This is a genomic window from Bacillus sp. FSL R9-9410, from assembly GCF_038050385.1.
GTDB classification, from domain to species: domain Bacteria; phylum Bacillota; class Bacilli; order Bacillales; family Bacillaceae_G; genus Bacillus_A; species Bacillus_A cereus_U.
The window spans coordinates 226,943-240,841 of the sequence record NZ_JBBOTV010000003.1; the positions used below are offsets into that span (position 1 = coordinate 226,943).

Here is a 13,899-nt window from a genome sequence, read left to right on the forward strand (position 1 = left end):
CCTTACACACGAACCGGTAGAATTAACTGCAGATTAGAGTGAGTTGTATCATCTGCCCCCACTACCACGATAGGTCTCTGATTACTAATCATTTTTATCGCGATTGTTTCAGAAGATATCGTTTGTAGTGCTTGCAGCAGATATTCCACATTACAAGCCAATGTGAATGCCTCTACTTGATTACATGGAATTTCTACACTTGCAGTACCTACTTGGGAATTTTGTGGTTTAAGATGAATGCTTTCCTTTCCTTCTGACGTAAGCACGATTAGTGAAGAAAATGCAGAAAGCTGTTCCAACGTGTTTTTAAATTCTTCACGTGATAGTTGTATTTCACTTTTGAATTGGTCGGGTACCATACGTGCCGTATCGGGATATGTACCAGCTAGTAATCTAGACTGATAGATAATACTTTCGCCACGTATTAACAGCTGTGTATCACTAATGAGCTTTAATTGTAAATTTGTTTCACGATTAAAGAGCTTAAGAGCTGTTTTAAGAGACTTAATTGGTAACACGACTTCACCATCTTTTGCGATAGTGATCTTCGTACAATCAAAATGTAAACGGGCCAAACGGTGAGCATCAGTTGCTGTACTAAAGAACTTATCATCTACTGATTTTAAGTTCACACCGGTTAGGATCTTACGTGTATCCATTGCAGGAATAGCATGTAATGTTCCATTGGCCATTGATACAAATTGTTCTTGCGAAAGTGAAATCCAGTCTTCCCCTGCTTCAATTTTGATTTCAGGATATTCTTCATGATCCATGGTACAAAAGCTAAACTGTTTCTTCATACTTTCTACAATTTTCAGCTCGTTGTTTTTATGTTCTAAACCAATGAATTCACTCTTGAATTTCTTAATCGTTTTAAGGACCGGAGCAGCTGAAAAAAGCACTTTCCCCGGTTCAGTACAATCCCCACTGTTTACATTAAAGCGAGTTACTAATGTCACTGTTTCTGTACCGTCTGAACCCATTAGAATCATTCCCTGTTGGTTACAATCTAATAAAACACCTTGTAATGCTGGCATTGGGTTTTTAACGTCTACAGTAGCACTAGCTTTCTCTAATTTTTCAATAAATAAAGTACGGTTAATAGTAAATATAACGATAGGTAAGTTTTTGAAGTTATCTTCAACTTTTCCCTCGTCCCACACGGTACGTGCCACTTTCACGGCATACCGCGCTCCATCTATATTGTAGTTTTCTTCCTCAGCTAATAATGATAAGGTTCTAAGTGAACAACGCTAGTTGTTCATGTTTTATTCCACTTCATTTTGTGATTAGATACAGATTTTCTCGTTTCTGACTAGTTTTCGCAGCTTGTTTAGTTTTCCTAATTGTTCCTCGTTGAGATTTAGTTCATAGAGTAATCGATTTATGGTTTCTAATTTAGTTGCGTGTATTAGTCTATGGATACTAGGTTTGATGATAGTAAGATTTTTGTAGCTATCGTCATTTATTTCGCTCCATAATCGCTTATGGTGACAATGAACATCCCAAGGTAAGAGTTTTTCCCCTGTCACGCTGCATCGTCCTTTTTGTGCGACATAAAGCGAGATTCGGTTGTCATTAAATTCAATGGTTGCCCGTCCATTAATGACAGGATTTTCTCTTAACCATCTTAGTTCCGCTTCTGTGATATCTGCCAGGTTCTTATGTATCAAGGCTCGTCCTTCCACGGTGTACTTGTTGATAGTTTGTTTTTTCATCCTAGGACTTCTATGTTGAATATAGGCAATAGGTAGGATAGGACGTTGCATGATATATCTCATGCGTTTAGATTTTAAATATGGATTAATCCCTTGGTCTTTCCCCTTGTATTTTCCTATTTCCGTGTATCCATTTGAGTTACGTTTACCTCTAATTGTTGCCTTAGGGAATCGGTTGTACATCATATGGTCGAGTTCTAGATGCATTTTTGCGAGATCTAGAGAGACATGCGTAGCTATTCTATAATAGTTATGTTTGCCAATGACCATGCTGTTGTATGTATTGATTCTTCTAATTGTTTCGATAGAGTTTGGTGTTTTCTGTATTCGCTTCACTTGTTTTGCTAAGTCTTGTTTTGTCTTTTCTAGTGCCTTTGGAGATATGTGTGTTTCCGCAATATATCGTGTATCACCGTTCTTCTTTTTGCCTTTCTTTACTGCCTTGAGAGTAAAACCTAAGAATTCACTTTCTTGCTTTTTTAGATTGGTTACTTTAGATTTCTCGGTTGAAATGGGTAGCTTCAGACGTTCTTCTAACCACATTTGGCTTGCTTTGAAAATGTTCTCGGCATTGCTTCTTGTGTTTGTGAAGATTTTAAAGTCATCTGCGTATCTTACGATATACATTGGTTTCATTTTGGATGTTTTGGATAGACAGTATGTTACAGCGTCATTACTCCAAATCCCATCTTTGAATCTCGGCTTTACCTTTTTAGCTTTAAACGTTTCCCATTGCTTACTAACCCACCAATCGAATTCATTAAGATTGACGTTGGCAAGTAAAGGACTAAGAATACCGCCTTGTGGGGTTCCTTTTGTCGGAAACATTGTTGTACCATCAGGCATTTGCACTGGGGCTTTCAATATCTTCCGGATAATGACTAGTAGTTGTTTGTCACGAATGCCCAGTGTCCATAATTGGCGCATGAGTTTGACGTGACTTACTTCGTCAAAGAATCCTTGGATGTCTACATCCACCACATAGGTAAGGTTTTGCTGATTTACTCGTTTTGTTGCGTCAGCTATGGCGTGTTCAGCACTTCTGTTTGGGCGAAAGCCGTGACTTCGGTTACTGAAATGTGCTTCGCAGATTGGCTCCATTACTTGTAAAATGCATTGTTGTATGATCCTATCCCACATAGATGGTATTCCCAGAGGTCTGGTTTTTCCATTTGGTTTGGGAATCTCCTTGCGTCTTACTTTCTGTGGTTTGTAGTTTTGAAAGCGTTGTTTAACTTCATTCAAGAAATAGCTTTTTTCCATTCTTTCAATATCCTTGATGTTTACATTGTCACAGGCCGATGTTTTACTTCCTTTGTTACCCTTGATATTACGAAATGCAAGAAGTATGTTTTCATCAGATGTTATGATAGACATTAGGTTTTTGAATGAATTTCTTTCTATTGCTTTTTGGTATAAGTTATCTAGGACAGGTTGAAGACCGTAGTATTCTATATGTCTTAGTTTCTTATCTTTGAGCGTGGACTTAGTTTTGTCATTCATGGTCTATCACCTTCTCTCAAATTGATTTGGTGACCTTTTGAGTCTTACCAGAATCCATGCAAGATTAGATGAAGATAAGGTTCCTACAACATAGACTTGTGGCTGTTCCTCTGGTTCCATTACAGAACCTTCGACGGTCGTGCCACTACTCTCACCACTATTAAGAATACTTCCCTCGGTTGCACGTTTCGTATTCACCTATATCCGCCGATAGAGTCATAGACTCAACGGTAGTGGCTTTCGACGTTCCATTCAGACTATCATAGTTTTAAAGGTCCATGGACCTCCGATTTAGGTGCTTGCTATACCCCGTGTCTAGCTCCGTTGCCTGTAACAACGTTAGGATTATCGACTATGAAATATCTCCAATCCATTAGACAAGTCTTATTTTCAGACTCCGGACCATTTCTGACCCGTAAACATATCGAGGTGTACATTCGCAAGTTCGTCAGTGTTTACACATTCTCACCATGTCGGTTGACAGCATACAATACTTTATCAGTTCCATTTTGGTTTATGATTCCGAATGGATTTCGGTTGCCCAATCGGGTACTACGGATAGTGATTGCATGTTTTACCCTGCTTCCAACATCACACTCTGCCGAGTGTATGCAGTTGGGAATCTTACTGGGGTAGTTTCAGGGCGTTACTCCATCATTCCTACCACTCGTCTGAACAGTTATCCTGCTCTTAGTTGTATTAGTTGTTGCTACAATTAAGAAGCAGTTCTCATTGTCGCTTATGCTAATGCATTACTTACATGAGAACGTCTCGCACTTCATAATGTTTCCCTCCAAAAATGTAATAAAAAAAGAACAGACCTCATATCCTGTTCATTGGTTTCCCTGCTATAAAACAAAGCTTTACGCGCTTTGTTGTTTTTTTAACTGTTCTATAAGTTGATGAATGGCTTCTGCATGATTATGAAGTAACCATTCTCTAAAAGACGTGATATCGCCAGGTATATAGGTAGATAACCAGCGATTAAGCTGTTCCTCATTCCCATGACTAATATCTATCGCCTCATGAACCAACCGTAAACGAGTTATAATGTCCTCTAATCCACCAGTCGTTGTATCCTCGAATGTTTTTGCTTGTGCATTATGATTATAATTATAAGCACGCAGAATATCCTTAGATGTGATTCCTAATGGTTTGGCTAGCTTTTGCATTTCTTGAATTAAAAATTCTAGGTTTGCTTGGCTGTTTGATTGTTCCTTCTGTGAACTTCCTTGTTTATTCTTTAGTTGTAGCATAGTAGGCGGTGTGAAATAATATCCTTTCTTTTGATAAGAAACATAGATACTATTTGGACCATTACTACGTGTAGTAAGTTCTACTTTACAAGGTTTTATATTGTAGATATATCTTCCTACGCCCCAAAGTACAGCAGCTCTTTTTAAACTATTCGAAAAGCCGCCTTTTACAGAACTGTAGTCAGACTCTTCACTTCCATCCTCTTTTGATATCCAGCGTTCATTCAAAAACACTGAGATGGTACACTTCGTTGCGTTCTCACCCCATTTTTCATAAGACACTTGCCATTTATCGATACCAAAGACTTCATCAAATCGGTCCTGAATGGCGCGAGCGTCGACAAATGGAGCTACATACGCGAAAAAACGCCCTTGGCTTTCGAATGCATGTGTAATTTTCCATCCTAATTGTTCGAATGGAAATTCGGCTTGTAAACTTTCCATTATATTCGTCATAATAATCCTCCTGTATTAATTGTTATTTCGAATCTCGGTGTATCCACTCTTTCTTTCGAAATTCATCAATCATTTCACATATAATTCCTCTGTTTTCATGAAGCAGCCACTCTTCATAGGAAGTAATATTTTTTCCTGATAGAATGGATAAGCGCTGATGCAACTCTTCTTTACTTGCACGACTGATATTCCTTGCTGCATAAATGAGACTTAAGCTTACTTTCAAATCCCTTAAATCAGAAACAGTAATATCCTTAAATGTCGTAGCTTTCGTATTGAAGTTTTGATTGTGCGCTTGCAGCATTGCTACAGAACTGATCCATAATGGATTGGCTAGTTCTTTAATTTCTTCAATGATGCTATGTAAATGAGCATTATTTTGTGATTTTTCCATGATTGTATTCATGATGTTCCCCCCTAAGTAATAAAATAATCGCCTAAAGTGTGGGCTATACAATAACTCCAAACTTGAAGACAACACAAAAAGGGCTTCTTCAAGTCGATTAAAAATGTGTATAGCAAAATAAGCTAAATACACTAATCGGCTCAAAGAAGCCCTTTCAAAAATGAAACAAGACGCAACTTGCTTCTACAACTCAACCACAACGCATAAGGTGTGGGAATAAACGGAATCAATTAAACAATAAATATATCTGTATATTATACTATATTTATTTTTGATGCAAGCAAGAGTTTACGAACAACTCGCATTTTCTCGTAATGAGGCCTTGTGTTTGAATGTTTGTATATTAAAATGTTATTTGAAACTGTAAGGTAAATACTGCTAAACTATAATTACAATGGAGGTGTTTAGATTGAACAAAATGTTTTTGGGATTTACTTTTGTTTCAGTAGGTATTGTATTCTTACTGTTATCATTAACAGTATCGTTACCAAGTGTACTATGGGGAGTTTCACTTGGAACAAGTATTGTACTGAATTTCACAGGTACTGCAATTTTAATGCAGTTTATCAAAATAACAAAAGAGAGTATATAATTAAAGTACGTGACTTGATAAGTGAGGTCACGTACTTTTTACTATAAAAATTAACATCAGGATATAGTATCGCATCTTTTTAAAACATAGTACTCTATTCCAAATTCACAGTAGCACTCTTTCATAGCAAGTATATTACTTACTCCAAAAATCATTGTAATACCATGCTCTATAAGAAATATCCTCTGATACATCCATTACCTTTATACGTCTTCTATGATTCTTAGGATGAACGGGTACGCTATATATCCTTGCATCATCTGGCTTAGCCATATCTTCAACTTCAATTTTCACAACTTTTAAGTGATACGGCATACGACCATTACTAAAAATATCCCCTACACAAATTGTCCAAAGACTCGTTTCTATTTCATTTACATAATTTATCATTTATGCTCCTCTGCGGTTTTATTCAAAAAAAAAGACATTGAACCAAATCGTTCAATGTCTTCTCTACTCTTACAGGTTTGTGTACTCAAAGTACAATTTTTCCGGTTTTCCATACATGTTAATTTCATTTTGATATACAGTAGCTAATTGCTGTGACATCTCAATGCTCTCCATATAGGATAATGAAGCAGCAGCTTCAATTTTTTCTTTAATTTCATTAGGAACGACTGTATAGGATAAACTATCCATTTTACTTCCTAATTTAGTATCTGTAGCAGCTTCATAATAAATCTCAGTAATTAAGACTTCATTATCTTCCGGATCATACATGTATCCTCGGTTAACTGTAATCATTTTATATAACTCCTCTCAAGTTTTACATTCTAATTTCTCGTGCTTTTAGCATTGCAACAAGTACCTTTCATATATATAAATTCCCTAGTGCTTATCTTTTAAATTCCATTCTTTCTCTACTTTACTATAAATTAGCACTTAATATCTTTCTTTACCGTCAAATTCAAAAATCTTTAACAATAATAAGAGGCGATAAAGACCTGGTAAGTGTTTTTCTCCATAATAGAAATAGAATTCCTGCGATTCTACTTTATAAGCAAATTGTACACCTAAGTGTGCAAGAATTTTTTCTATTATCCTTAATATCCCCTTTTCCAAATGAAAAAAGCACAAATCATGTGCTATTTCTTTACATTATTTTTTAGTTGTAATACCTAAATACCTGACTTTTTCATCCTCTTTTATTGTAGTATCTCTACTACAGTACAAGGGGCGCTTGCAAATTTTCTCTCACTACATATTTCTTGTAGTGTTCTAAACGTTTCAAATCCGTTATGCATGACTTTAAGTTTTTCTGAAGTGCTTAACTTTTGAACGTTTAGATCCTCTACACAATCGCAATCATGATACGTTTCTAATAAATAAAACCCTGTGGCTTCATAAGAACTACGAGCATAAATCACTCTCATATTTTTTTTCTTATGCCATACTCTGTAAAATTCCATATTATCTCTCCTCTAAATTAAACAAAAAAAGCACAAAATATGTGCTTTATCATTTAGCAAATTTTTAGCCCTGAGGGTCTATGTATAAGTGATTCCGAACTCGAAGACAACACAAAAAGGGCTTCTTTAAGTCGATTAAAATGTGCATAGCAAAATAAGCTATATATACACTAATCGGCTCAAAGAAGCCCTTTCACAATTGAAACAAGAACACAACTTGTTTCTACAACTCAACCACAACACGTAAGGTGTGGGAATAAACGGAATCAAATAAACAATAAATATACGTTTATATTAAGCTATTTTTATATTATATTCAATTGTTTTTAATTGAATGAAGCTAAGAAGGAATTTTATATGCAGCTGTTATATGTATTGTTTAATAATGCCCCTGTTTCCCCTGCTATAAATCCCCTCTTATTTTCAGTTCTTTGTGTTACTTCATGTACTGCAGTTCAAAATAGAGTTTGTCTGGCTTTTGATTCTTCTCTAAATAACAAAGTATTTCTTTTAGGTTTCCCTCTTCTACTTCTATACTTTCCATGTAGGACATACTTTCATTTTCTTGAACTTTTTGAAAAATAGCAGTAGGTAGTTTAACTGCATCGAACACACCCATTTTGCTTCCTAGCTTTTGTTCAGATGTAGCATCATAGAAAATTTCATTAACAATTACCTTATTATCATCTGGATCGTACATGAACCCTCTTTGTATACGTAGCAATGTAGTGCTCCTTTCTTATGTATTCCTTCAATAAAATAACTATATTTATATATATTGTTATTTTTAGAGAAGGTGTCAAAGAATATTATTTCGTAAAATCCGCACTTTGTATAGAGGTAGATACAGGATAATTAGTTTTCTTAAGTTTTTTTGGAATATTACGTCCTTTTTTAAACATTTCTTTAAAAAAAGAGAAGCTCATATTCTTTTACGAATGGCTTCTCTGAAAAAATGTTACTCCTTTCTTTTTAAACAAAGTTACACCCACCACATCTGTGAAGGATTTTCCTCAATTAAAATAGATTGAAGATTTTTTGTGGCACGTTTAAATCCTTCTTGAATAGACATGAGTGGATCTTCGTGTTCAATACTTACAACATAATCATATCCATATGTACGAAGTGCACTCATCATTTGCGACCATTCTTCTAAGCTATGGCCACAACCAACAGAACGGAACGTCCAAGCTCTTGTTTTCACTTTACCGTAGGGCTGCATGTCTGTTAAACCATACATATTTACATTATCTTGATCGATGTAAGTGTCTTTTGCATGAAAGTGATAAATTGCATTTTCTTTCATTAATAACTTAATAGCGGCGACAGGGTCAATTCCTTGCCACCATAAATGACTAGGGTCTAAGTTAGCACCTATCGCGTTACATGTTTCTTCACGTAGTTTTAGTAATGTATATGGCGTATGTACTAAGAAACCACCGTGAAGTTCTAAACCAATTTTTACACCATGTTCTTTTGCAAATTCACCAACTTGTTTCCAATAAGGAATGAGCTTTTCTTCCCATTGCCATTTTAAAATATCATTGTATTCATTTGGCCATGGTGCAACAGGCCAATTCGGGTATTTTGCGCCTTCATGGTCACCTGCTACGCCTGAAAAACAATTCACAACAGGTACGTCTAGTAGTGAAGCTAGTTGAATGGTTTTTAACAATGTTTCATGAGATTCTGTTGCAAAAGCAGTATCTGGGGATAATGGATTTCCGTGACAACTAAAAGCGCTAATGATTAAGTCTCTTTTTTGTACATGTTCTATATATACGCTTCTGGCTTGTTCACTTTCTAATAATACATCTAAGTTACAGTGCGAACCTCCAGGATAACAACCTGTACCAATTTCTACTGCATGCAAACCGGCTGCTTGTACATAATCTAGCATTTCTTCAAATTCCATGTGAGAGAAAAGTGTTGTAAATACTCCTAATTTCATTTATCTTCCCGTCCCTTCTTCATGTGTGTTACTACTTTCGTAAATTGCATCAATAATTTGCGATACTTGCAGCGATTCCTCAGGCTTTACAATTAATTCTTCATCGTATAAGCAAGCTTTTACAAAGTTTTCTGCTTGCAAAATTCCAGGATCGCCGTTATTTGCTATCCAAACTGGTTCACTATTTAATATCATATTATGTTTTATTGTATATAATTCAATTGGAAAAACATTTATTCCACCGTTTACTCCGGAAATACTCACATGTTCTTCATCATTTTTAATATTTGCTGCCCAAGAAGTTTCAAATAACAATGATGCCCCATTTTCAAACTTTATATATGCGGTAACATGATCATCAACTTGAAACGTTTTATAATCATATTCTCCCCACATATTTACTTGATTTGGTTGCTTACTAACGGCATTATAGACACTACCAATGACTTCTGTTTGTTTTGGATTTCCAATTAACCAAAGTGCTAAATCAAGAAGATGACAACCGTAATCTATTAAACTTCCTCCGCCTTGTAATTCTTTATTTGTGAAAACGCCCCAGCCTGGTACTTTTCGGCGACGGAGTGCTTTTACACGAACAACAAGAGGTGTGCCAATCTCACCTATCATCATTTGTTTTGCAACTTGCGACTCTTTCATGTAACGATAATGATAAGCGATAGCAAGTTTTTTACCGTTGTTTTTTGCAGATTCTATCATTTTTTCGCATTCTGCCGCTGTTAAAGCCATCGGTTTTTCGCATAATACATGTTTCCTTGCTTGTAATGCTGCGATAGAAATCTCAGCATGAAACTTATTAGGTGTACAAATACAAACAGCATCAACTTCTTTAAAAACTTCTTCATACGTTTCAAATACATAAGGAATGTTATATGTTTCAGCGATTTGTTTTGCGTGTTCTATGTTTCTATCATGTATAGCCGTAATCGTACAATATTCATGTAACTTTACAAATGCAGGGATATGACGACCTTGTGCAATTCCTCCGGCCCCTATTATTCCAATGCGTAGTTTCTTCATGTCTTCACCTTTTCTCATAATGGAATTGTAACAATTTGTTTTGTTTCACTTGATTGTATGGCTGCTAAAATGACTTCTAACGATTTCATTCCTTCTACACCATTAATTAACGGCTCTTTATCAGAAAGGATAGACTCTACAAACTGCTCAATTACATGTGAATTACTTTGACAAACTGCAGCATTCGATTGAATTTTATCAAGCTCATATTTTACAACTTCACCATTTTTATATTGAAGAATGAGTGAGTAAGTCGGATCATCTTCTAGTCGAAGAGTGGCCTTTTCACCATAAATAATTGTTGAATTATCTTCTTTGCTAACGTAAGACCAACTTGCTGCAAGTGTTCCGATAATGCCACTTTCGCTTTTCAACATACATACAGCACAATCATCTACATTCGAAAATGTTTTTGCGCTCTTCTCAACAAAGGCACCAACTTCTGTAATTTCTTCATTAAGAATATACCGAATTAAATCCGCTTTATGTACACCTAAATCACCCATTGCACCAAGAAACGCTTCATCTTTTTTAAAGAACCAGCTCTCTTTTCCATCTACACTCCAATTTTCAGGACCACTATGACCAAATGCTGTACGGAAGCTATATATTTTTCCGATTTCTCCATTTTCAATCAATTGTTTTGCCTTTTGGTGAGAAGTAACAAATCGCTGGTTATGACCAATCATTAACTTTTTACCGCTTTTTTCAGCAGCTTCAATCATCATTTTCGCATCTTTTTTTGACGTCGCCATTGGCTTTTCACATAGTACATGGATACCTGATTGTAAAGCAACGATAGAAATTGATGCATGTAGATCATTTGGTGTACATACACTCACTGCATCTAACTCTTCACAATTGATAAGCTCGTTATAGTCAGTGTACATATTTACACCATACTTATTGGCAACTTCTTTTGCGCGCTTTTTATTACTGTCACAAACAGCCACAATCTGTACATATGGGTTTGCTTCGTATTCTGGTAAATGACGATACTGCGCGATGCTTCCGCAGCCAATAACACCTACTTTTAAAATATTCACTATCATATCCTCCTTTTGCTTGATTTGAAATTATTATAGAAATTTTTTCACTGAAAAAATATGCTATATATCGTTATGTTTTTATCAAAAGTTGCCTTTTTCTATAAGAAATAAGGCAACTTACTTATCGCATTTTGATAAAGGTGTTATATTGCTAATAAGGAGGTGTAAACGTCTATGTCAGAAGGAATTTGTAATAAGCTTGCTGAAGCAATTGAAGAAAAGGTTATTTATCAAAATCCATTACTATTTTTAAAGGTATGGGACATTGTTATGGAAACCTCTTATAATAATCAAATTGAGAGTGCCCCTTGGCATTATCATGAAGAGATTGAGTTTCTAGTAATTATAGAAGGATATTTAGGTATACAAAATAAAGATAAGTATATTGTTCTTGGCCCTGGAGATGTTTTTATTTTTGGGAAATCTGAGTTGCATCGGTCACATAAACCTTCTGCAGGTTCGTTACACTACGTTGTGTTTCAAGTAAATTTAAAACAACACTTTGACCGAAGCATTATACAATATTTACATTGCTTTTCAGAACAAACAAAATCCTTAAATGAGTTAAACTATATTTTTGAACAAAATGAAGTGGTGAAACATGAGGCTTATGTTCTTATTACCGAAATCTTTACAGAATCAAAAATGAAAATGAACGGATATGAAATCGCAATTAGTGCTGCCATTAAGAAATTACTTTTATTACTAGTAAGAAACGACACACATAACATATTAAATTATAGTGAACAAGACGACATTGCTCGTTTAAAACCAGTACTTGATTATGTAGAAGATCATTTAGGAGAAAAGATAACCGTAACCAAAGCATGTGCATTAATAAATTTAAGCTATCATTATTTCATCAAATACTTTAAAAGAATTATGGGTATTTCCTTTTTAGATTATGTGAATTATAAGCGCATCAAACAAGCTGAAAGTTTATTAATAACAAGTGACCTTAGTATTACAGATGTCGGATGCGAAGTTGGAATTGCAAACATGTCACAGTTTTATAAGTTGTTTAAAAAAGAAAATAACTGTTTACCGAAAGAGTTTAAGCAGCGAATACAAAGCATTGAACTACCCCCACTTTCACTTCGTTTAGAAATGGAGGATTCCTAAGTAAAGAGTTCTATCGAACTCTAATTAGGCTATCCCCGCAGTCCTTGCGGTTAGAAGCTTTATTGCTTCATTCTTTAGATTGATACTTGCGTTAATATCTCTATCATGATGTGTACTACAAGAAGGGCAGTCCCATTTACGTAGGTTTAGATTTTTAACGTCTTTGTTTTGATATCCACAACAAGAACATAATTGGCTTGAAACAAATGTTTTCGATACGATAATGACTTGTTTGCCGTACCATTTTGCTTTATATTCCAACATGGTTCGAAACTGTGACCATGATACCTCACTAATTGCTTTTGCTAACTTATGATTCTTTAGCATATTCGATACTTGCAAATCTTCGATACCGATAACATCGTGGTTTTTGATGATTTCAAATGATAAAACACGCAAATCATCTCTATTTGTAAAAGTAAACAAGCCACCCTTTAAAAGAAAGCAATAGCTTGCAAGGGTGGCTTAATTTGTTTTGAATAACTTTGTATTTAATTGCTTCATCTCCCCTTCTGCAAGAGGCTGATAAAAAGCGTGTTTTAATCCTTGAGAATGTAAGGTTTCTCCTATACATAGCAATACTTTACCAGGAATTAAATCAAGTAGTAAATCATTATTAATTTGTTTTGCCTGTTTTTCAGTAGAAACATAAATAACTAAGATTGTAGGGTTATTCCCCAGGTCTTGCATAATAACATCTTTCCCTGACTCTACAAAAGTCTTCCATCTAGCAATAATCCGTTTTAATCGATCCTTTGTATCTGATAATAAGGTGGAGTATACAACAAAATTAAACTTACGATCTTCTCCACCGCTTACTACAAAACTTAAAGGAGGGGTAAAAACCCCTTTACTTATAGATGGATGCATAATATGCCCCACAAAGGACGGAGCATAGCGTAAATGGCAAAGTAAGTCTATATCATGCCAATAACGTAGGTGAACGTATTTGCCGTGATTATCAAGGCGCTCTGGAGCAAAGTAAAACATATTTCCTTGCCAGTACTTTAAGATTTTAAACCCATTATCGGATAACGTATATGCCTCCTCAAGAATTTCCATATCAAAAATCTCTACTTGCCATTTTTCAATGAGACGATAGTAAAGTAGTACTTGAAGTGCATCATTAATTCTCTTACGCGAAAACTTATCCTTGAATAGATATAATAAATGATTAAAACGAACAGATGTATGAATACCAATAAAAGTTAGTATTACCTGCTGTTCTTCTGTTAAACGCTGCTTAAACGTAACTAATTCGTCATAGGAATGGAATACATAGGTTTTATCCAGACTATGTATTCGATATACCTGAAGTCCCTGTGCATCCTCACTTGTAAAATGTGGAATTGAAGGGAAATATGAAGACATTTGATTCTCTATTGTACGCATCGTCATT

Annotated in this window: 15 protein-coding genes; 2 read left to right on the forward strand and 13 right to left on the reverse strand. The window is 35.2% G+C overall.

The window, feature by feature from the left end:
- Positions 1 to 2 precede the first annotated feature (2 nt).
- The 4 genes from dnaN to MKX77_RS27840 form a co-directional block, all read right to left on the reverse strand.
- Complete coding sequence (gene dnaN, locus MKX77_RS27825) at positions 3 to 1,112, reverse strand: DNA polymerase III subunit beta (RefSeq protein ID WP_445819132.1); 1,110 nt, start codon at positions 1,110 to 1,112, stop codon at positions 3 to 5.
- 177 nt (positions 1,113 to 1,289) lie between these two features.
- A complete protein-coding gene (gene ltrA, locus MKX77_RS27830) occupies positions 1,290 to 3,221 on the reverse strand; it encodes a group II intron reverse transcriptase/maturase (RefSeq protein ID WP_341308401.1) in 1,932 nt (643 codons plus the stop codon).
- An 863-nt stretch (positions 3,222 to 4,084) separates the two neighbouring features.
- Positions 4,085 to 4,933: a Rad52/Rad22 family DNA repair protein gene (locus MKX77_RS27835; protein ID WP_341308402.1), complete on the reverse strand. Its 849-nt coding sequence runs from the start codon at positions 4,931 to 4,933 to the stop codon at positions 4,085 to 4,087.
- 22 nt (positions 4,934 to 4,955) lie between these two features.
- Positions 4,956 to 5,339 (reverse strand): hypothetical protein, encoded by a 384-nt coding sequence (locus tag MKX77_RS27840; RefSeq protein WP_341308403.1) that lies wholly within the window; start codon positions 5,337 to 5,339, stop codon positions 4,956 to 4,958.
- 409 nt (positions 5,340 to 5,748) lie between these two features.
- On the opposite strand from MKX77_RS27840, the gene MKX77_RS27845 reads away from it, so the two are divergent.
- Entirely contained in the window at positions 5,749 to 5,931 is a 183-nt protein-coding gene (locus MKX77_RS27845; protein ID WP_326996375.1) for a hypothetical protein, read from the forward strand.
- Positions 5,932 to 6,066: 135 nt separating this feature from the next.
- Here the strand turns inward: MKX77_RS27845 and MKX77_RS27850 are convergent, their stop codons facing one another.
- The 7 genes from MKX77_RS27850 to MKX77_RS27880 all read right to left on the reverse strand — a co-directional run bounded on the left by MKX77_RS27850 (position 6,067) and on the right by MKX77_RS27880 (position 11,375).
- On the reverse strand, positions 6,067 to 6,318 hold the full coding sequence (locus MKX77_RS27850; RefSeq protein ID WP_326996373.1) for a hypothetical protein: 252 nt from the start codon (positions 6,316 to 6,318) through the stop codon (positions 6,067 to 6,069).
- A 72-nt stretch (positions 6,319 to 6,390) separates the two neighbouring features.
- Entirely contained in the window at positions 6,391 to 6,675 is a 285-nt protein-coding gene (locus tag MKX77_RS27855) for a hypothetical protein (protein ID WP_326996315.1), read from the reverse strand.
- 401 nt (positions 6,676 to 7,076) lie between these two features.
- Positions 7,077 to 7,340 (reverse strand): hypothetical protein, encoded by a 264-nt coding sequence (locus MKX77_RS27860; RefSeq protein ID WP_326996316.1) that lies wholly within the window; start codon positions 7,338 to 7,340, stop codon positions 7,077 to 7,079.
- A 436-nt stretch (positions 7,341 to 7,776) separates the two neighbouring features.
- Positions 7,777 to 8,064 (reverse strand): hypothetical protein, encoded by a 288-nt coding sequence (locus MKX77_RS27865; protein WP_341308404.1) that lies wholly within the window; start codon positions 8,062 to 8,064, stop codon positions 7,777 to 7,779.
- A gap of 258 nt (positions 8,065 to 8,322) precedes the next feature.
- Positions 8,323 to 9,291 (reverse strand): sugar phosphate isomerase/epimerase family protein, encoded by a 969-nt coding sequence (locus tag MKX77_RS27870; protein WP_341308405.1) that lies wholly within the window; start codon positions 9,289 to 9,291, stop codon positions 8,323 to 8,325.
- Positions 9,292 to 10,329 (reverse strand): Gfo/Idh/MocA family protein, encoded by a 1,038-nt coding sequence (locus MKX77_RS27875; protein ID WP_445819127.1) that lies wholly within the window; start codon positions 10,327 to 10,329, stop codon positions 9,292 to 9,294.
- Positions 10,330 to 10,343: 14 nt separating this feature from the next.
- Positions 10,344 to 11,375 carry a Gfo/Idh/MocA family protein gene (locus MKX77_RS27880; protein ID WP_341308407.1) on the reverse strand — a complete coding sequence of 344 codons (1,032 nt, stop codon included), beginning with the start codon at positions 11,373 to 11,375 and terminating at the stop codon, positions 10,344 to 10,346.
- A gap of 177 nt (positions 11,376 to 11,552) precedes the next feature.
- Here MKX77_RS27880 and MKX77_RS27885 point away from each other — a divergent pair, with 177 nt between their 5' ends.
- Positions 11,553 to 12,500 carry an AraC family transcriptional regulator gene (locus MKX77_RS27885; protein ID WP_341308408.1) on the forward strand — a complete coding sequence of 316 codons (948 nt, stop codon included), beginning with the start codon at positions 11,553 to 11,555 and terminating at the stop codon, positions 12,498 to 12,500.
- A 24-nt stretch (positions 12,501 to 12,524) separates the two neighbouring features.
- Here MKX77_RS27885 and MKX77_RS27890 read toward each other — a convergent pair whose 3' ends face one another.
- Together MKX77_RS27890 and MKX77_RS27895 are read right to left on the reverse strand one after the other, a co-directional pair.
- The gene (locus tag MKX77_RS27890; RefSeq protein WP_341308409.1) at positions 12,525 to 12,926 is read right to left on the reverse strand and encodes an RNA-guided endonuclease TnpB family protein; all 402 of its coding nucleotides are present in this window, start codon (positions 12,924 to 12,926) and stop codon (positions 12,525 to 12,527) included.
- Positions 12,927 to 12,965: 39 nt separating this feature from the next.
- The gene (locus tag MKX77_RS27895; RefSeq protein WP_341308410.1) at positions 12,966 to 13,898 is read right to left on the reverse strand and encodes a hypothetical protein; all 933 of its coding nucleotides are present in this window, start codon (positions 13,896 to 13,898) and stop codon (positions 12,966 to 12,968) included.
- Between the last annotated feature and the right edge of the window lies 1 nt (position 13,899).